This window comes from Pseudobutyrivibrio sp., from assembly GCF_015057185.1.
Classification (GTDB): Bacteria; Bacillota; Clostridia; order Lachnospirales; family Lachnospiraceae; genus Pseudobutyrivibrio.
On record NZ_SVEV01000009.1, the window covers coordinates 78323 to 97337 of the forward strand.

Consider the following 19015-nt stretch of genomic DNA (forward strand, 5'->3'; position numbering starts at 1 on the left):
TGCTCCTGAGTATGATGTTGATGCAATATATGAAGAATTGAATAAGTAGAGATTACTCCTCATGTAAGGTTTAACGTTTATTACATGGGGATTTTTTTGATATATTTAGGACTTTCTAAGGTATAATAGAAAGTCACAATGATGCCGGAAGGATAAAAGAAGATGGAAGTAAATGTAATACTTGCAAACTACATAGAGATAATAAATCCTATGACACATAGCAAGGAATTATTTGATAAATGGGTAGACAATTATCCATTCTTTAATAATATTGAAAAAGAGGGAGTAGTACTGTATGCAGCATAATGAAGATGTTTGAACACGCATGGGTGTATGAGAATAAAGGCAGAAAAATGCACATAAGTATGGAGAATCGCAAAGAAGAATTTTGAAAGAAAAGGAATATGATGTAGTTGTAAGAAATGAGATGGGAAACCATCTCATTTTACATTTTCAAGAGAGGAAAAATCCGAATTTACTAAAATAAAAGTGCCGAAAATACTAAAATGAAATTGAATGATTAAATTCATCTTTTGCTGGCAAGTCCTGTCGCTATGCAGGTTTCTATATGGTTGATGGCAAATACAGAGATAACTGCTCTATATATGATAAAACCGTGCAATGGGTCGTTATAAATCTCGATTTTATAGGATTTTTTTAATTTCAAAAACGTTTACGTAAAAAAACGTTTATATTATACTTAAGTCGATAAAATTTGACAAAATTGTATTGATTTGTTTAATATTATTGATGTAAGGAGATGATAATATGGCAAAGAAGTCAATAGTATTATTACCAGAAACAGAAGAAATATTACAAGAAATGGGATTGCAAATAAAATATGCGAGATTGCGTAGAAAGCTATCTGCAGAATTAGTGGCAGAGAGAGCGGGGATTAGTAGAGCTACGCTTGTATCTATTGAGAAGGGGGCATCATCTGTTGCCATTGGTTGTTATGCAGCTGTTCTGCATGCACTTAACTACATGGATAAAGATTTATTGCTAGTGGCGAAAGATGATGAATTAGGCAGAAAGTTACAAGATTTAGAATTGCCTATAAAAAAAAGAGTAAGAAAATGAGGTAAATAATGGAATCAGGAAAAGAAATATTTGTATATGCTGATTTTGAACAATTCGATAATGAATTGGTTGGTAAGATAAACGTATCTATTGTTCGTGGTAGAGAATTTTACAGCTTCGAATATTCTGAAGAATGGTTGAAACATCAAAATTTTGTTATTGATCCAGACTTGCAATTATATAAAGGCAGGCAGTATATCAATGATGATAAAAAAATATTTGGAGCGTTCGCAGATTCGTGTCCAGATAGATGGGGCCGAAAGCTTATGGATCGTAGAGAGGAATTGCGAGCTAGGGAAAATGATGAGCGCCCAAGGAAGCTTTTAGAAAGTGATTATTTGTTAGGTGTTTACGACGAATCTAGAATGGGAGGCTTAAGATTTAAAACAAATGAAGATGGACCATTCCTTTCGGATGATGTTGAATTCTCAACTCCACCATGGACTTCTCTTAGAGAATTGGAGCAAGCATCAATAGCTTTTGAAAATGAAGATAATGGACTAGATGATAAGTGGTTAAAGCAATTGTTGGCACCAGGTTCTTCATTGGGGGGAGCTCGTCCTAAGGCATCGGTAAAAGCTCCAGATGAGACACTTTGGATTGCAAAATTCCCATCGAAACATGATGACATAGATTCGGGAGCATGGGAAATGGTAGTGCATGATTTGGCGATAATGTGTGGACTAAATGTGCCTGAAGCTAAAGCGGAGAAATTTTCAAAGCTTGGAACAACATTTCTTGTAAAAAGATTCGATAGGGATGGCGAAAAAAGAATACACTTTTCATCCGCAATGACAATGCTTGGAAAGAGTGATGGAGCAAATGCAGTAGATGGAAGTAGTTATTTAGAAATTGTTTCTTTCCTTAAGGCAAATGGGGCGCATCCGAAGGATGACATTAAGGAATTATGGAAACGAATTGTATTTAGTATTGCTGTGTCTAATACAGACGACCATTTCAGAAATCACGGATTTATATTAGAAAATGATGGTTGGAGCTTATCTCCAATGTATGATGTGAATCCAGACATATATGGACGATACTTATCTCTAAATATAAATGATACTGAGTCTATGTTAGATTTTGATGTTGCTGTTGATGCGGCACCATATTATGGAATAGAGAAAAAAGATGCGGAAAAAATGGTAGATAAAATAAAAGATATTGTTACCAATAACTGGAAAAATCTAGCTTCTAAATATGGTGTTGGAAGAGGAGAAATTGAACGAATGAAAGTGGCATTTGTTTAGTTAGGGACCATTTAAGGATTTAATAATATTGTAACGTGGACAGGCACGAAAGTTTACTGAGAGTATGATAGGCGCTTCGCATCGCATGATGCGGTGCGCTTTTTTGTTGCAAGTAAAGGAGGGGTATTACATTTATTAAAAAGTACGTTTAAGTAATATATGTAATAATGATTAGCTGTACTGATATAATTTAAAATCTATTACCAAAGTAACATATAATGGTAATGGGCGGAAAAACAAGTGATGCTGATTAAAGTTCTAAATAAAGCTTTTATTAACACAAAATAAAGTTGATAGCCAAATTAAAAATAGTTCGGAGTAAATCGAGTCGGTGTATACCGAATTAAAACTTTACAAATGCAAATAGTAGATATAAAATACAATTAGTTCGAAATAAATCGAGTCGGAGGGAATCGAATAAAATGAGTGGATTTATTGGGAGAGATATAGAATTAAAAAAGCTAAAAAAAGAAATACTATCTGAAGAAATGCGAATGGTATTAATATATGGGCGTCGTAGAGTAGGCAAAAGTGAGCTAGTAAAGCAGGCATTATCGGAAATAAATATAAAAAGCATATATTATGAATGTAAAGAAGTTGCAGAAGAAAGTAATGTGCAGAGTATATGCCAAATTATGGAGGATACATTTGGAACGCCAAAACTAGGATATACAGCAGTAGAGGAACTATTGGATTATATTTTTCAAGTATCAGAAAAAAAAGAAATGGCGTTAGTTTTAGATGAGTATCCATATCTCAGAGATAATGTAAAAGGTTTGGATAGTATTATTCAAGCATTAATTGATAAGTATAGAAAAATATCTAAGCTAACATTAATAATATTGGGATCATATGTTGAAGTGATGAAATCCTTGCTTGAGCATTCAAATCCGCTTTATGGAAGAGTTGATTGTACATTAGATTTAAAACAAATGGATTATTATGATTCTGCAAAGTTTTATTCGAGTTTTTCATATGAAGATAAAGTTAGATTATACTCTGTTTTTGGAGGTATACCATATTATAATCGATTGATTGATGAGTCAAAAAGTGTACGAGAAAATATTATAGATCTGATTGCTTCAGAAGGAGCAAGACTTGAAAATGAAGTGACAATGTATTTAAGCTATGAAATCAAAAAAATAGTAAATGCCAATGAGGTCTTTGAAGCACTTGCTCGCGGATATAGTAAATACAGTGATATACTATCACAATCACATGTATCTAGTGGACCTACATTGGTGGATGTTTTAGATAAACTGATTAAAATGGAAGTTGTGGAAAAAAAAGCTCCAATAAATGATGAAAATAACAAAAAGAAGGCTGGATATTATATTTGCGATAACCTTTCGCTATTCTACTATAGATATATATTCAAATATTTATCCCAAATGAAGATTATGGATGCGAATGTTTTTTATAATAAATATATAAATGAGGATTTTGAGAAAAGTTATGTTCCAAAGATGTTTGAAGAAATTTGTAAACAATATTTAATACTTATGAATAAGAAAGGTAAAGTAGATCCAGTAATAGAAAAAATAGGAAAATATTATTATGATGATCCAATTAATAAAAAGAATGGTGAATTTGATATAGTAACCCAGGATGAGAAAGGATATGTATTTTATGAGGTTAAATTTAAAAACAAGATGTTATCTAATGCTGTTATAGAAAAAGAAATTCAGCAGGTAATGGATACAGGATTGAATTGCTATAAATATGTTTTCTTTTCATCTAGCGGATTTATGGATGAGGAAAGAGATAATATTGAACACATTGATATTAGTGAACTCTATAGTAAGGTTGAAATAATGTAAAAGAATGGGGGTAATTATTATGATACGGGATATAGAAAAAGGAATTGGATTATTCGTATGGAATGTTTTGTTGCTTATTGAACAAGGAGAGAATGAAGAGATTGTCGTAATTGAAGAAAAAATGAGACAGAAAGAACTAGTTAGATATTTATATAGTAAATATAATTTGCGGATGTCTTTGGAAGCATATGATGTAGAAATGTTAGAAGAGTTCTTCAATAAAAGAGTGGAATTTATAGAAGGATGTGAACTTTCAAAATTTGGAATAGCAAAGACAGAATCTGGATTATTTATTATTCCGGTATTGTTTTCGCTAGATGTGGAGAGTCCATTTCGGCAGGACTAGATTTAAATGCATATATTGAGAATCAGAAATATTATGTGTCTTCACTTGGACGTATTATTGATCGTTTTGCTATATCTATAGATGATGAAAAAAGAGATAAGTGGTACAGGAAAAATTTTCCAAAATAGTCGATTTGTACTCAATAGAACATGTATATTTCATAGAAAAATACATGAATGAACTCAAAACCAATAGACAAATTGAACCCCAATATTATTATCAAGATGTAAAAAGTAATGAAAAAACTCAATGGGTAGAAAAAACTACAAACTTGTCTCTTTTATTTGGGATTTAGAAAAGCTTCCACAACTTCATTAACCCAAGGAGTCTCAGGTTTTCTTTCAGGTCTATTAGTAAAAACAACTGGTATACCATTGAAAGAACCAGTATGGTTGATTTGTTCTGATTTACATTCGGTTAAATCTGAAAAAAGGTCTGCGAAAGTGTAATTTTCTTTCCAATCAACCCAACCAGTCCAGCCTGTTATAGCAAGGATACATGTAGGGTTCAATTGCTTAATCTCGAGTTCTAATAGTTTTTTACATATTTCAAATTGTAATTTACATAGACGATTATTGGGGTTACCTGAAACAGAAGGTGTAATACGATAAAGATTTGTCCAAGCTAAAGAATCACGCCAGTTATCATTATAGGAAGATGAAAATAATTCATTCCAAACTCGTTTGGTTACTCTCCAAAAAGAAGAGTTTGTGAGATTTGGAATATATGAACAGGAATCTGAACTATGTAGATACTGGAGAAAAGAATCTTCAGAATTCATGTAAGTTTCATGATTCCAACCATTGGGACAACGACCAATAACGAGCATTCTGTTTTCACATTGTTTATAGAGTTGTCCAACTTGAGTTGGAAAGATTGCTAGTTTAGTGAAATTATCTATAGATGAACCTGTCTGTTGAAGCTTTCGATATAGATCTACGATTTCATTGGTTAAATAGTCCATGGTATCCTCCTATTTATAATGGTAAGTATAGGATAGAGATGTGAAATAAATATTAACCATTAACTAATGAAAATGGCGACGCGGCTGATACTGCGAAGCCATTTGTTTCTTATGCTATAATCGAAGTAAAGTTGGAAAAGCTATTAAAATGTATGTAAAAGAGGTTGGAAAAGTGGAGTTAGTAAATTGTGCAAAACAAGAAATGGTTGGAATGGAAAAATCAGAAGATAGTAGTAAAGTATTTGAACATAAATCCTTTGTAGAGCGACTCAAAGAATATGACGGTGAAATAGAGGTATATGATTTTGACTGGGGAGAGCCTGTGGGGAGAGAGATGTAATATTGTGACAATTCTGTGATGTACCACCTAATTAATTGAATATAGTGCTGAAATTAACTATAATTAATACATAATTATAGCTATGTGGATTAAGCAACTCTATATCCTATACAGCTAAACATTTTAAATTGAATGCTTGGTGGGGAGTTAAGGAAATAGTGAGATAAAGAAGGGCTTCGCACCTGGTGGTGCGGAGCCTTGTTTATTATAGAACTATTAGAAATGTGTGAAGCTTGAATGCGAGATGAAGAAAAAATTATATATTTGCTGGAGAAAAATAAAAGCTTTCCTTAATAGCCTTGCTTTTTATATATGTAGTTTTTTCCCGATTGATGAAAAGCTAGTTAGTGTCTGCGCATTCGAGGGAAAGGGCGGATTTGGCTGTAATCCTAAGTATGTTGTTTCAAAACTTCACGAGATGAATCCTGATATTAAATTTGTGTGGTTTGTAAATGAAAATGCTTGGGATAAGGAATTCCCTAATTATATTAAAAAGGTCCCAAATGCTTTGTGGTCAAGAGCTTATTGGCTCAGCAGATCAAAAGTATGGATTGATAATTATAGAAAACCTTATGGCACAGTGAAGCGCAAGGGACAGTATTATTTAAATACAAATCACTATACTCTTGGAATCAAGACAGTTGGACTGTGGCGCGGCTCCGGATTTTCAAAGATAGCGTACTTAGTAAGCAAAAATGATTCAGACATGATAGATGATTTGATCACCGATTCAAAGTTTTGCGATTACGCAACGCCAAAGGGTCTTATTTATGAAGGACATTGTTTGAAAACTGGTGCACCAAGATGCGACGTTTTATATGGAGACAGGAGTGCTATAAAGGCTGGCTATCGCAAGCGAAATGGGTTACCAGAGGATGTTAAGATTTTACTTTTTGCTCCAACATTTCGTGAGGGGGCTAAGGATGGTAAGCGCTTTGTTTATTCAGAAATATGGTCAATCGATTTTGAAAGATTGCTACGTAATCTAGAAAGTAAATTTGGTGGTACTTGGTATATTTGTTTTAGAGTACATCCACAGCTTGCAGCAGGATTTGATGATTATCGTAATGACGATATTGCTGGACGAATTTTAAATGAGAGCCAGGCAGATGATTTGTATGAGATAATGGCAGCAATGGATGCCTATATCACCGACTATTCTAGCGCTTGTTTTGAAGCAGGCTTTGCAAAAATTCCAGTATTTATATATGCGGATGATATTAAACAATATCAACATGATAGAGGTTCTTTATATTGGAATATGGCTACAGATCCATTAGATAATATTCGTTCTAATCAAGAAATGTTTGGTGATGAGAATTGGAAATTCCCATTTAGCGTAGCAACTAATGATGATGAGTTGGAGATGAATATTGAGGGATTTGATAGAGAACAGTATGAGTTGGAATTGGAATTATTCCATAGGCAGATAGGACTCGTGTTTGATGGTCAGGCAAGCAAGAGAGTGTCTGAAGAGGTAATTAGGAGAATGGGAATATAGGATTGATTGAAAAGAAATGGCAATGAGCTTTTTATTATAGGCTTAGCATATAATAGTTACATAGTAGCTTGAAAACTTTATACTTTACATGAGATATAACGCATGCTATAATCACTAACGAATTTCAAATATGTAAAAGACATCGTGACCATATCGGTCAGATTTCCCACCATACGATGATTTTTGTAGTTACCGCATGAGTTATGACTATTGACCAGCAACAGTAGTATTAATCTCTTTATTTTGTAGTGTCTATTTTTATATCTACTTCTTTGCATATTTGATTCGTCAGTCAGCAAGGAAGGAGATAATGGGCAGATTGATAGTTCAACATATCTCCTTGATGAAAAAGAATTTAGATTTTATAATTAAAGGAGAAAAAAGTGACAAAACGATATGAGGAACTTACCTTTGCTGATGATTTTATGTTTAGCAAGGTATTAGAAAATGATAAAGAACTTTGTAAAGAGATTATCGAATTAATTTTAGAGCGAAAGGTTCTGGATATTGGAAATCCTGTTAAGCAAAAAGAGATAAAACCCAGATACGAGGGAAAAGGAGTTCGTTTGGATGTGTATCTTGATGGAGAGAAAGTTGTGTATGACATCGAGATGCAAACTGTTGTCAAACGTAATCTTCCACGTCGAACTAGATTCTATCAGAGCAGTATTGATTCTGTACTATTAGATACAGGTAATGATTATGAGAATCTAAAAGATATGATTATTGTTTTCATATGTCTTGACGAACCGTTTTCGGCTGGATATCCAAAATATACTTTTAAAAATATTTGTGTCGAAAATACAAATATTAAACTTGGTGATGGGGTTACAAAAATCTTTTTGAATGCAAATGGCAGTAGAGATAATATATCGCCTAAAATGAAAGCATTTCTTGATTATTTGGTAACAAAGAAACCTTGCGATAATTTAACTGCAAAGATTCATAAAAGTGTTTCTCGAGCAATTAAGCAGGAAGAATGGAGGGAGGAATACAAGATGTTTGCCAATTTAGTATATTTAGATGCCAAAGCAGAGGCAAGAGAAGAGGGATTAGCAGAAGGACGTGCGGAAGGACGTGCAGAAGGACATGCAGAAGGTCTTATAGAAGGTAAATTAAAAAAATTAATTAAACAGATTATTTGCAAAATAAAAAAAGATAAGTCGATAGAAATAATATCTGATGAATTAGAAGAAGATGTTGATACAGTAAAACGGATTTACGATATTGCTATAAATCACGCTCCAGAGTTTGATGTTGATGCAATATATGAAGAATTGAATAAGTAAGTGTGGCTCCTCATGTAAGGTATAACGTATCTTGCATGGGGAATTTTTTATGAAGAAAATTAAAATCCTTCAATTTCCAATAGCAAATTCATATGGTGGTATAACTCATTATGCATTAGATAACTGGTATATGATGGATAAGTCTAGATTCCAGTGCGACTTTGCTACGATGAGTCCTAAACTAGATTTTGCTGATGAAATAGAAAAAACAGGTGCAAAGATTTTTTATTTATCATGCTATCCAACCCAGGATGGAGCTAAGTTTAGAGAAGAGTTTAATAAGATATTAGACAATGGTTACGACGTGGTTCATTTGCACACTAAGCAATGGAAGAACGTTATTGTTGAAGAAATCTGCAAAGAAAGAGGCATTAAGAAGGTTATTGTCCATTCACATAGTACCAGATGTGACAATAATGATGAAGAAATTAGAAAAAAAGAAACAGAAATACATAATAAAGTAAAGCAAGAATTCACGGAAGACTTGGCTACGGATTATTGGGCGTGTTCACAGATGGCAGCAGATTGGCTTTTTGGCCCACAGATTTCTAGAGAACGTATCAGGATAATGCATAATGCTATAGATGTTGATAAATTCCTATATAATGAAAAAATCAGACGTGCAAAGCGTGAAGAACTTGGGGTTGATGATGAAGCTTTTGTTATTGGCAATATAGGAAGACTTTGTTATCCGAAAAATCAACAATTACTAATTAGAGCTTTTGCAGATGCGTTTAAAGGTGATGAAAAATACAAACTGCTGATAGTTGGAGAGGGGGAATTAAGAGACGAGATAGAATTTCTAATAAAAGAGCTTGAAATAGAAGATCAAGTAAGACTCCTTGGGCTAAGATATGATGTGAATGAACTGTATCAGGTGTTTGATTTATTTGCGCTGTCAAGTAGATTTGAGGGATTAGGATTAGTAGCTATAGAAGCACAGGCTGCTGGTTTAAAAGTATTGCTTAATGAAAATTTACCTAAAGAAGTAGAAATATCTGAAAACTGTTTTCGAATTGAAGAAGACCAAGATTCATGGAGTAGTGTACTAAAAAGATATTCAAAACCTTATGTTCGAAAGAACATGAAAAAAACAATAATCGATGCTAGATATGACCTAAAGAATGAAATAGTATTTATTGAAAATGAGTATAAAAATATTTAGATAGTTAAGTCGTAAGGGTAATTGCAATGATAAGTGTGATAATACCAGTGTATAATTCAGAAAAATATATAAACGAATGCATTAATTCTGTTTTATCCCAGAAGGGTGTTGAATATGAGGTGGTAGTAGTTGATGATGGCTCTATTGATGACAGTTTAAAGATACTGGAAGTGTATAAGAACGATGGAAAAATTAAACTTGCTGCAAAAGAAAATGGTGGAGCAAACAGTGCACGTATAGAGGCACTAAGAATGAGTGAAGGGGATGAATTATTTTTTCTTGATGCAGATGATTATATATTGCCAAATACACTGTCAGCTATGTCAGAAACAAAGAAGAAATATGGCGCAGATATTGTAACATGCGCAATGGAAAAAGTGTTTCCAAACGGGAAAAAAAGTGCAATTCCGATGATACCAGAAGGATATTATGGCGGACGCGATATAGCGTGCAATGTATTGAGTCTAGACGAGTTTTATAAATGTCAGATTCCTATTGGTTTATGTGGGCACCTTATAAATAGGAATTTGATAGAGGGGTACTTGTATAGTTTAGACAGGAATATATTTTTCTCTGAAGATAGAATCATTTGGATGGCGTTTTTTAAGGCTAATAAGATGTATTTGATGGGAGATGCTTTTTACCAATATAGAATGAATAGTGACTCTGTCAGTCATTCTCATTCTAAAAGTATATTTAATAATGAGGTAATGCTAACAGAATATCTAAAAAAGGAGCTAGAAAGAGAAAATGCACCGGCAATAATGAAAAAAGAGTTGGTACAGTTTGTGATAAGAGATTTCTTAATTGCTGGTTATGAGGAAGCATTTGGATGGCTGGATGAATTATATCCTTTTGAAGGCGTTAAGAAGGGAGAACGAGTTATCGTATACGGGGCAGGAGCTTTCGGACAAGAGTTAGTAAAACACATTCTAAAAAGTAACAAATATGAACTAATAGCTTGGGTCGATTCACAATATGGATATACAAAAAAAGTAAATAATGAAGAAATGAAGGTACAATCGCCATTAGTAATTTCAGATGAAGATAATAATACGTTAATTCTTGTGGCTGTAACATTATATAGAGCACGAATGGAGATAGAGACTAGTTTGGCTGCTCGAGGCATAGATAAGAATAGAATTAAAAATATTGCAGTAAATAAGTTGAATTTGAAGTATATTAATCCGCAATTTAATAGAATTTTAGAGGATTTATGAAATGATATTAATATCAATCATAATAGCAGTTTATAATAATGAAAAATATATAAATAATGCAATAAATAGTGTTCTAGCAGCAGGAAATGATGTAGAAGTAGTGATTATAGATGATGGGTCGACCGATTCAACCCCGATAATTGTAGATGCTATAGCAGAAAATAATAAGAATGTTTCTGTGATTCATCAAAAAAATCAATGGATATATGCAAGTTTTAATAATGGTATTAAAGCAGCAAAAGGAGAATATATTTATATATTGAACTCAGATGATATATTAGTTGCTGGTGCAATCGATTCTATGAGAAAAACAATAGAAAAATATAGTCATCCCGATGTTGTGTGGACAAAAGTAGAAATGAGCACTTGCGATAATGATCAAAGAATAATTTCGACAAAGCCTTTAAATCCGTTGGTAGAGAAAACGGAGTATGTAAATACACTTAGTAATGAAAGCATATATTATTTGCTAAAAAGTGGACTTCTTTATAACCAAGCAAATTTATATAAAAGAGCATTGTTTACAAACGAACTATTTGATAATGACGTATTCGGGGCAGATTATCTATTAAATATTAAAATGCTCAGGCACATTAATAATTATGTTATTTTAGCTGACGACATATATAGGTTTTACATATATGAGGAGGGAAAAGGAAATACCTCTATTGGTAAATATTATGGGTATGAGCATGAATTATATAACAGGTTTTACGACGAGGCAATTAAGACGATAGACTATTTAAAAATAACACAAAAGGAAGTTGTGGATCACATAAAAAAAGAGAGAAGAATTAGGTTTTCAGATGAGCTAAGGCGATTGTTATTCAATGAAAGTAGTAAATCTTTAGAGGAAAGATTCACTATAATGTTTGAAGAATCGATTGATAAAACAATTTATAATGTTTTTTCAGATGAGTTAGAGGAAATGGAATGTAGATTTTTATCAGTACTGCTTGAATTTATTAATAGAACAGGCGTTGAAAGCATACGCAGAACAAAATACTGTTTTGCCTATGAATTGCTAGATTCAATCTTAAGGTACGAAAAGGATGAATATGATTATGAGAAGATAAGGGAGGCGGTAGCGAATAAAAATAATCCATTTAGGATAGGAGAAGTTATATACAGTAAATTGATATGAATAAACATAGAAGACAAGGATATAGCGACAAGTCAATAGAGATTGATGAGGGGTTGAAAGAAAGACAGATATATGATTTGGCAATATCGATTGGGAGAAATTGTAAAGTTGCGATGGCTATGCGATTAAACTATCTAAGAGATTTTTCTGCGCCGCTAGATTGGATGATGGAGTATTCGTTAGCAACAACTTTACACCTTTTTGAAACAAGTTACACCGATTTTTTCAAGGAATGCATTGATTATACTGCAGAAAAACAAAGTGAGGGAAAATGGGAAGGAAAATGGGTGGAAGATTCGAAGAATATATATTCAATGATACTCCTATTGACGAAGATCCACATTATGGCAACCATTGTATGTGGCAGAAGGTATTATTGAATTACGCAACAAATAATAGCATAAAATTTCATAGTTATTGGTAAAAAAAAGAAATGATAATAAGATATTTATAATTAATGGGGCAGGCGTTTATGCACGAAGAATGATAATATTCTTTAGAAGTATTGGTTTATAGATAGATGGGATTGCAGTAACTGAAGATAATGGATTAGATGAAATTGCTGGTGCATGTGTAAATACTTATAGTATTTATCCCAAAGAAGCATATATGTTGATATGTGTTAATGAACTGAAGTCACAACAAATATACGATTTTCTAGTAAGTGAGTGTTATAAAAACGTTGAGGTTTTGGATACAAATTTGTATCCAACAATGACGTGAGTATAAAAGAGTAATAATGCATTAGGGGGAACATATATGAATAATAGATGCGTAATATGGGGAACAGGAGAAGGTGCGGAAGAATTAATAGAAAATGGAATTCCGAATCTTATAGGTTTCATAGAGACCAAAAGAACAAAAGAAACATTTAAAGGAAAAAAAGTGTACTTGCCTTCGGAAATATTAAAAGAACAATATGACGCAATAGTGATTTCAGTTAAAAGGTTTGATTATTACACAGAAATATCAAATACGATAAAAATATTAAATATTAAAAACACAATATCTTTATTTTTATTTTGATACCAATTATGTTGGAGTGGATTACAAGAAATTAATTTCAATAATGGGAGAAAAGAATTACTGGAGATATTTTGAAGGACAACCTAAACTTCAAAGCAGAGGTCAACTCGCGCAAGATGTACATGCGTTAAAGCTTTTATTATTAGGAGCCAAAGACAAGGGGATTTTTGTGGATATTGGCGCACATGATGGAATAGTATTCTCTAATACATGGTTATTCGAGCAGCTTGGATGGGACGGAGTTTGTATAGAACCTAATCCAGATGTATATAATCGGCTAAAACAAAATAGAAATTGTATAACGGTTAATAAAGCTGTATCAGATAAGTCTGGTCGGATGGCTTTCCGAAAAATAAATGGATATTCAGCAATGCTAAGTGGGTTGATAGATAATATACAAGAGGCACAAGAAAAACAGTTAGAGCAAGAACTTGCAGAGCATGGTGGGTGTATTGAAGAGATAACTGTAGAAGTTGATACTCTTGAGAATATATTATCAGAGTATTATGACAAGATTCCCCAAATAGACTTTTGCTCGATTGACGTAGAAGGTGCAGAGTGGAACATATTAAAGACTATTGATTTTGAAAAACTAGAAATAAAAATCATGGTAGTTGAAAAAAACTATGATGAAAGAGTGGTGCATGATTATATGAGAAGCAAGGGGTATTACGTCTTTTCAACTATACAGGATGATTATTTTATTAAGAAAAACAGCTGATGTATATGGAAAGCAATAAGTTGCGAGGCCAAAAATGGATAAAGTAGTTTGTTTTGGATGTGGAATAGAGGGTAGAAAGCTTTATAATTTACTTGGTAAAAATCAAATAGATTTCTTTTGTGACAATGCGTTTAGAGCTAAAAGTTTATTTGGAATAGCTGTATATAAGCCCTCTGTTGAAGTGCTAAAAAATCGTAAAATAATCATAACACCTATTGATTATTATGTAGAAATAAAAAAGCAACTAGAATCATATGGTCTAGAAGAAAATATTGACTTTTTTAGTACAAAAAATTATTTAGAGTTAATTAAATATAAAAGAAAGAAAGTTAGAGTATATTTTATTGGTTTTTGGGATGGATTCGACATTAATAATAATTTCTTTATAGATATTTTAAAACAAAGATATGATGTCGTTATAGAAGAAAATAACCCAGATTATGTCTTTTGTTCTATGTTTGGAAAACCATATGAGTATTTAAAATATGATGGTATACGAATTTTTTATTCGGGAGAAAATATATCTCCAGATTTTAATTATGTAGATTATGCAGTTGGTTATAATAGAGGACTTGAGTATGAAGATAGATTTTGTCGGTGGTTCTATTTTTTGAGAAAAAGGAAACAAGTTGAGATTGACATAGAAAAAAAAGACAAGTTTTGTAATTTCATATATAGTCACGAAAGGGATGATGATTTAAGGAGAAGAATATTTGAAGAACTATCGAAGTACAAGAGAGTGGATGCATTAGGGGGATATCTGAAAAATGTGTCGGATGAAACCGTCTCAATGAGTAATAAAGTTGAAAAGACAAAAAATTATAAGTTTTCATTGGCTATTGAGAGTGTTACGTCAAATGATTTTATGACGGAAAAGATTCAAGATGCATTTATGGCATATACAATTCCTATATATCTAGGGGGGGCGATAGAAGATATCTACAATAAAGAAGCGTATATTGATTGTAGAGATTACCCCACCATTGAAGAGATTGTAAAAAGAATAATTCAAATAGATAAGGATAATGATTTATATCTTGAAATGTTGAGAAAAGAGATGTTCAACAAATCTTTTGATTTAGAGAAGCATCATCAAGATTTTGCGGATTTTTTGTTTAACATATTTGAACAGGATAAGTCTGCTGCATATAGAAGGATGAAGGGACCTCAAAAGTATGTTACTGGTGTATTATACAAACAAGAGGAAATTTTAAAGTCTATATCATCATTTAGTAAAGATTGTATAAAGTAGTTAAAGTGAGTGGTTTATTATTGAGATAGGAATAACTAAATGAAAATACTATGGATTTGTAATATTATACTTCCGCAGTTCAGTGAGGAATATAGAGTTAAAAAGAATGTATTTGGTGGATGGATTTCTGGCATGTTGTCAGAAATAGAAAAATACAAAGATGTCGAGGTGGGATTATGCTTTCCAATTCGTACAACAGAGAAAATGATACAGGGAAAAGCCCATAATCATAGGTATTTCTCAATGGAGGCATCTGATGATATAGGTATTTATAATCCAAAAACGGAAGAGATATTTGAAAAAATAATAGAAGATTTCAAGCCTGACATAGTGCACATATGGGGAACTGAATATAGTCACTCTAGGACAGCTGTAGAGGTATGTGTGAAAAGAAATCTCCAAAATAGGACGATTATTGATATTCAAGGATTAGTATCTGTCTATGCAAAGCATTACCATTCTGGTATAGAGATAAATGAGACTCAATGGTGCAATTCATTAAACCAAAGTATTGAATCGGAAAGAAATAATTTTGAAATAAGGGGAGTCAATGAGATATTTGATATTAGGAATGTTAAATGGGTAAGTGGAAGAACTGACTGGGATAGAATATGTTCCAAGCAAATAAATCCTGATGTTCATTATTTTAAGTGTCATAGAATTCTTAGGGAAGAATACTATAAGCAAACGGTATTTTGGAATGTTAATAAAATTGAACGACATACAATCTTTGTAAGCCAAGGTACGTATTCTATAAAAGGATTGCATTTTTTATTAAGAGCATTACCTATAGTAAAAAAGAGTTATAAAGATGTCAAAGTATATATTGCAGGTACTTCCCCATTACATGAAACTAATGGAGAGATTTCGCCTTATGGACACTATATTAGAGGACTAATTTCTGAATTAGATATCGTGGAAAATGTAGATTTTATAGGACAAATAACAGTCGATGAGATGATTAAATATTATTTGAGAGTTAATGTCTCCGTGTCCCCATCAAATGTTGAAAATCCATCCAATTCAATATGTGAAGCAATGTATATTGGAACGCCAATGATTGCATCATATGTAGGTGGGTGTAACGAGATAATTAACCATGGGAAGGATGGGTTATTCTATCCTCATGATGCAGAATATATGTTGGCTGGATATATTTGTGATGTCTTTGCAGATGATATATTGGCACAAAACTTATCTGAAAACGGAAAAAGAAGTGCACGTGAAAGGCATAATCCATCTAAACTTGGAAAAATAATGTACGAAAACTACAAGACAATAATGGCAGTTGAAAAGCAGACTAATGAATCATGAAAAGTAGGATTGCAGTTGTAATACTAAATTATCTGAATTATGAGGACACAATAGTTTGTGTAGAGAGTATTTTGTCAATGAAATACTCGTTGTGTGGAATTGTGATAGTGGATAATTGTTCAGATAATGAATCATATACTATTTTGAAAAAAGAATATAGCAGTAATAAAGATATTCATGTTATTAAAACAGATAGTAATGTTGGATATGCAAGGGGGAACAATTATGGGATAAAATTTTCTCGACTTATGTTAAACGCAGAATTTGTATTTTGCTGTAATAATGATGTTGTTTTTTTGGAAAAGGATTATTTCAAAAAGTTGTTAGCGAAATACGAAAGTGATGTAGGGGTTATCGGAAGTAAAATAATAACGGCAGATAATAGTATCCAGCAGAGAAATAAAATCGATTTACACATAGATAATATTTTGAAATTGTACCTGAATTTTTATGCATATATTAAAGGAACTTCATTTAATTTACCTATCAAAACGACGGATGATTCGTATTTTTTGCATGGGTGTGCACTTTTATTCACGCCAGCATTTTTTAGGTACTATGAGGGGTTTTATAAGCGAACTTTTCTATATTTAGAAGAACCTATTCTATATCTGATGTGTAAAGAAAAAAGTTTGAGACAAGAATATGTAGAAAATACTTTCATAATGCACTTAGAAGACAAATCGTCAGAATTAAGTTTTGGTAATAATCCTTTAGTTATTAATAAGCATTCGTTTAGAAGTATGAAGTTTTTATTATACTGGTCAATTCGTGAAACAATAATGATGAAAATGTAAAAAGGTAATGTATGAATAAAATATTATTACTATTGATAGGATTATTAATTGGTATGATTGCTGGTGGAATAATTGTTGGTGGAATGAGCTTGCATATTATGGTTTTTCTAGCAAAAAATAAAGATGCCAATATAATGAAATTTAAATCATATTTTGAACTTGCATTAAAAATGATAGAAAAATTAATTAGTGGTGATGAACTATTCCAGACTTTAGTCCAGAAAAAATACAATAAATTGGCTATATATGGGTGCGGAAGTATGGGCAGGTTATTAGTAAAACTATTAGAAAGAGAAGGGATTTTCGTCTGTTTCTTTATAGATAAAGGTTTGGAAGGCAAGAATATTGATGGAAAGAACGTGAGAGGTGTAAATGATATCGATACAGATGTTGATTGTATTATAGTTACACCTTATCTAGATTTTGAAGATATAGAAAATGAATTAAAGCATCTTAATGAAGAAAGAGAAGTGTTACCTTTGAACTTGATAGTATAAGAATAGGTTTGTTTTAGCATGATAGATAATGTGAAGAGAATTATTATATTTGTAGTCTATGATTTTGAGGGCAAAGTAGACTTATACTTAGAAAAACTTTTATCTGAAAATAAAAATATTTCAGATCGTCTTGTTGTTGTTGTGAATGGAGGCATTCAGGACAAAGGTATAGAAATTCTAACTAAGTATTCAAATGACGTTTATTTTAGAAAAAACAACGGATTTGACGGCGGGGCATATAAAGATGTCCTAATCAATTTTGTAGGAATTGATGCTATAAAAAAATATGATGAATTAGTATTGATGAACGACACTTTTTATGGGCCTTTTTATAGTTGGAAAATAGTTTTTGACGAAATGAAAAGCGAAAAATGTGATTATTGGGGACTGACAAGGAGTGAAGAGCAATGTATGTCTTCACATGGTTTGAAATCGCATATACAAGGTTATTTTTTTTGTTTTAGGAAAAATATACTAGACAATACAGAGTTTTGGGATTTTTGGAGGAAACTACCATATGCCTCAAATCATGATGAGGCTGTGGAAGAATATGAAATTGGATTAAACACTTGGTTGCAAAAAAGAAAATATGAAGGAAACTCATATTTGGATATTTGTGGCGGAAAGGCGCTTATAGAAAGAAAAACGAATCCATATCGTGATGAATTGGAAGATATTATAATGAGTTATAAATGTCCCATAATAAAAAGAAAAGCAATTAGTTTTAGATCCATTAAAAAAGTCAAAAATGTTGAAGCTTTTATAAGAAAATCATATAAATATGACTTTGATTGCGTATGGGAGAATTGGATTCGCTATGACATGAGTGATAATAACAGCACCGTGAGTGTTGAAGAGCTAAAAATCTTTTGCGAATCACATAATAATATATATATATATGGTTCTGGGAAAATGGGGAACATATTAATGGACATAATAGAATCATTAGGTTTAGGTTATAAAACAAATTTTGTAATAACTAGTGGTGAGACGGCGGAGAATGTATTTCTGATTGATGAGATAACACTAGAAGAATTAGATGGAATAATTATAGGGGTAGGTAGTGAATTTATGGGAGATGTCTATAAAATAGCAATTAGAAAGATGAACCCGAAGAATATATTCATTCCAAATAGAAGACAAAGACAAGAGTATAGCATTAAATAAATAATAGTAAGCGCTTAGTAATCCACCGTCGTGACTGACAGCGGAACTTTTGAAATAATAATAACAACTAAACATATGGAGCATTTCACTCCAATTACTATTCGTTATAGTTCGTTCATATG

General features: G+C 32.1%; 20 protein-coding genes. 19 read left to right on the top strand and 1 reads right to left on the bottom strand.

Features of this window, described 5'->3' with window-relative positions; genetic code table 11:
- The first annotated feature begins 162 nt into the window (after positions 1-162).
- The 5 genes from E7276_RS05230 (at position 163) to E7276_RS05250 (ending at position 4496) form a co-directional block, all read left to right on the top strand.
- Complete coding sequence (locus tag E7276_RS05230; protein WP_294214614.1) at positions 163-306, top strand: hypothetical protein; 144 nt, start codon at positions 163-165, stop codon at positions 304-306.
- A gap of 462 nt (positions 307-768) precedes the next feature.
- Complete coding sequence (locus E7276_RS05235) at positions 769-1080, top strand: helix-turn-helix domain-containing protein (protein ID WP_044936452.1); 312 nt, start codon at positions 769-771, stop codon at positions 1078-1080.
- Between the two features lie 8 nt (positions 1081-1088).
- Positions 1089-2330: a type II toxin-antitoxin system HipA family toxin gene (locus tag E7276_RS05240; RefSeq protein ID WP_294214624.1), complete on the top strand. Its 1242-nt coding sequence runs from the start codon at positions 1089-1091 to the stop codon at positions 2328-2330.
- 422 nt (positions 2331-2752) lie between these two features.
- Positions 2753-4150 (top strand): ATP-binding protein, encoded by a 1398-nt coding sequence (locus E7276_RS05245; protein ID WP_294214626.1) that lies wholly within the window; start codon positions 2753-2755, stop codon positions 4148-4150.
- 19 nt (positions 4151-4169) lie between these two features.
- Positions 4170-4496: a hypothetical protein gene (locus E7276_RS05250; protein WP_294214628.1), complete on the top strand. Its 327-nt coding sequence runs from the start codon at positions 4170-4172 to the stop codon at positions 4494-4496.
- Between the two features lie 280 nt (positions 4497-4776).
- Here E7276_RS05250 and E7276_RS05255 read toward each other — a convergent pair whose 3' ends face one another.
- Positions 4777-5460: a hypothetical protein gene (locus E7276_RS05255; RefSeq protein ID WP_294214631.1), complete on the bottom strand. Its 684-nt coding sequence runs from the start codon at positions 5458-5460 to the stop codon at positions 4777-4779.
- Between the two features lie 172 nt (positions 5461-5632).
- Between E7276_RS05255 and E7276_RS05260 the strand changes: the two genes are divergently transcribed.
- The 14 genes from E7276_RS05260 to E7276_RS05325 all read left to right on the top strand — a co-directional run bounded on the left by E7276_RS05260 (position 5633) and on the right by E7276_RS05325 (position 18893).
- A complete protein-coding gene (locus E7276_RS05260; protein ID WP_294214634.1) occupies positions 5633-5800 on the top strand; it encodes a hypothetical protein in 168 nt (55 codons plus the stop codon).
- A 244-nt stretch (positions 5801-6044) separates the two neighbouring features.
- Positions 6045-7301, top strand: coding sequence for a CDP-glycerol glycerophosphotransferase family protein (locus E7276_RS05265; protein WP_294214637.1), 1257 nt, complete (start codon positions 6045-6047; stop codon positions 7299-7301).
- A gap of 383 nt (positions 7302-7684) precedes the next feature.
- On the top strand, positions 7685-8590 hold the full coding sequence (locus E7276_RS05270; RefSeq protein ID WP_294214640.1) for an Rpn family recombination-promoting nuclease/putative transposase: 906 nt from the start codon (positions 7685-7687) through the stop codon (positions 8588-8590).
- A gap of 49 nt (positions 8591-8639) precedes the next feature.
- Entirely contained in the window at positions 8640-9755 is a 1116-nt protein-coding gene (locus tag E7276_RS05275; RefSeq protein ID WP_294214643.1) for a glycosyltransferase, read from the top strand.
- Between the two features lie 26 nt (positions 9756-9781).
- Positions 9782-10975 carry a glycosyltransferase family 2 protein gene (locus E7276_RS05280; RefSeq protein WP_294214646.1) on the top strand — a complete coding sequence of 398 codons (1194 nt, stop codon included), beginning with the start codon at positions 9782-9784 and terminating at the stop codon, positions 10973-10975.
- Between the two features lies 1 nt (position 10976).
- On the top strand, positions 10977-12119 hold the full coding sequence (locus tag E7276_RS05285; protein ID WP_294214648.1) for a glycosyltransferase family 2 protein: 1143 nt from the start codon (positions 10977-10979) through the stop codon (positions 12117-12119).
- Positions 12116-12499 carry a DUF1796 family putative cysteine peptidase gene (locus E7276_RS05290; protein WP_294214650.1) on the top strand — a complete coding sequence of 128 codons (384 nt, stop codon included), beginning with the start codon at positions 12116-12118 and terminating at the stop codon, positions 12497-12499. The genes E7276_RS05285 and E7276_RS05290 overlap by 4 nt, the downstream gene beginning before the upstream one ends.
- 379 nt (positions 12500-12878) lie before the next feature.
- Positions 12879-13145 (top strand): hypothetical protein, encoded by a 267-nt coding sequence (locus E7276_RS05295; protein WP_294214651.1) that lies wholly within the window; start codon positions 12879-12881, stop codon positions 13143-13145.
- A gap of 43 nt (positions 13146-13188) precedes the next feature.
- A complete protein-coding gene (locus tag E7276_RS05300; protein WP_294214653.1) occupies positions 13189-13866 on the top strand; it encodes an FkbM family methyltransferase in 678 nt (225 codons plus the stop codon).
- Between the two features lie 34 nt (positions 13867-13900).
- Positions 13901-15118, top strand: a complete 1218-nt coding sequence (locus tag E7276_RS05305) for a glycosyltransferase family 10 domain-containing protein (RefSeq protein WP_294214654.1) — start codon at positions 13901-13903, stop codon at positions 15116-15118.
- Between the two features lie 39 nt (positions 15119-15157).
- The gene (locus E7276_RS05310; RefSeq protein WP_294214656.1) at positions 15158-16432 is read left to right on the top strand and encodes a glycosyltransferase family 4 protein; all 1275 of its coding nucleotides are present in this window, start codon (positions 15158-15160) and stop codon (positions 16430-16432) included.
- Positions 16429-17229: a glycosyltransferase gene (locus tag E7276_RS05315; protein WP_294214657.1), complete on the top strand. Its 801-nt coding sequence runs from the start codon at positions 16429-16431 to the stop codon at positions 17227-17229. Before E7276_RS05310 ends, E7276_RS05315 begins: the two co-directional genes overlap by 4 nt.
- A gap of 11 nt (positions 17230-17240) precedes the next feature.
- A complete protein-coding gene (locus E7276_RS05320) occupies positions 17241-17726 on the top strand; it encodes a hypothetical protein (RefSeq protein ID WP_294214659.1) in 486 nt (161 codons plus the stop codon).
- 30 nt (positions 17727-17756) lie between these two features.
- Entirely contained in the window at positions 17757-18893 is a 1137-nt protein-coding gene (locus E7276_RS05325) for a rhamnan synthesis F family protein (RefSeq protein ID WP_294214661.1), read from the top strand.
- The last annotated feature ends 122 nt before the right edge of the window (positions 18894-19015 follow it).

Excerpts from the sequence above, each read along its gene's own strand:
- E7276_RS05280 (WP_294214646.1), top strand. The coding sequence starts at position 9,782 with ATGATAAGTGTGATAATACCAGTGTATAATTCAGAAAAATATATAAAC.
- E7276_RS05295 (WP_294214651.1), top strand. The coding sequence starts at position 12,879 with ATGAATAATAGATGCGTAATATGGGGAACAGGAGAAGGTGCGGAAGAA.
- E7276_RS05315 (WP_294214657.1), top strand. The coding sequence starts at position 16,429 with ATGAAAAGTAGGATTGCAGTTGTAATACTAAATTATCTGAATTATGAG.
- E7276_RS05265 (WP_294214637.1), top strand. The coding sequence starts at position 6,045 with ATGAAGAAAAAATTATATATTTGCTGGAGAAAAATAAAAGCTTTCCTT.
- E7276_RS05230 (WP_294214614.1), top strand. The coding sequence starts at position 163 with ATGGAAGTAAATGTAATACTTGCAAACTACATAGAGATAATAAATCCT.
- E7276_RS05250 (WP_294214628.1), top strand. The coding sequence starts at position 4,170 with ATGATACGGGATATAGAAAAAGGAATTGGATTATTCGTATGGAATGTT.
- E7276_RS05290 (WP_294214650.1), top strand. The coding sequence starts at position 12,116 with ATGAATAAACATAGAAGACAAGGATATAGCGACAAGTCAATAGAGATT.
- E7276_RS05305 (WP_294214654.1), top strand. The coding sequence starts at position 13,901 with ATGGATAAAGTAGTTTGTTTTGGATGTGGAATAGAGGGTAGAAAGCTT.
- E7276_RS05235 (WP_044936452.1), top strand. The coding sequence starts at position 769 with ATGGCAAAGAAGTCAATAGTATTATTACCAGAAACAGAAGAAATATTA.
- E7276_RS05240 (WP_294214624.1), top strand. The coding sequence starts at position 1,089 with ATGGAATCAGGAAAAGAAATATTTGTATATGCTGATTTTGAACAATTC.
- E7276_RS05285 (WP_294214648.1), top strand. The coding sequence starts at position 10,977 with ATGATATTAATATCAATCATAATAGCAGTTTATAATAATGAAAAATAT.
- E7276_RS05275 (WP_294214643.1), top strand. The coding sequence starts at position 8,640 with ATGAAGAAAATTAAAATCCTTCAATTTCCAATAGCAAATTCATATGGT.
- E7276_RS05300 (WP_294214653.1), top strand. The coding sequence starts at position 13,189 with ATGGGAGAAAAGAATTACTGGAGATATTTTGAAGGACAACCTAAACTT.
- E7276_RS05320 (WP_294214659.1), top strand. The coding sequence starts at position 17,241 with ATGAATAAAATATTATTACTATTGATAGGATTATTAATTGGTATGATT.
- E7276_RS05245 (WP_294214626.1), top strand. The coding sequence starts at position 2,753 with ATGAGTGGATTTATTGGGAGAGATATAGAATTAAAAAAGCTAAAAAAA.
- E7276_RS05255 (WP_294214631.1), bottom strand. The coding sequence starts at position 5,460 with ATGGACTATTTAACCAATGAAATCGTAGATCTATATCGAAAGCTTCAA.
- E7276_RS05310 (WP_294214656.1), top strand. The coding sequence starts at position 15,158 with ATGAAAATACTATGGATTTGTAATATTATACTTCCGCAGTTCAGTGAG.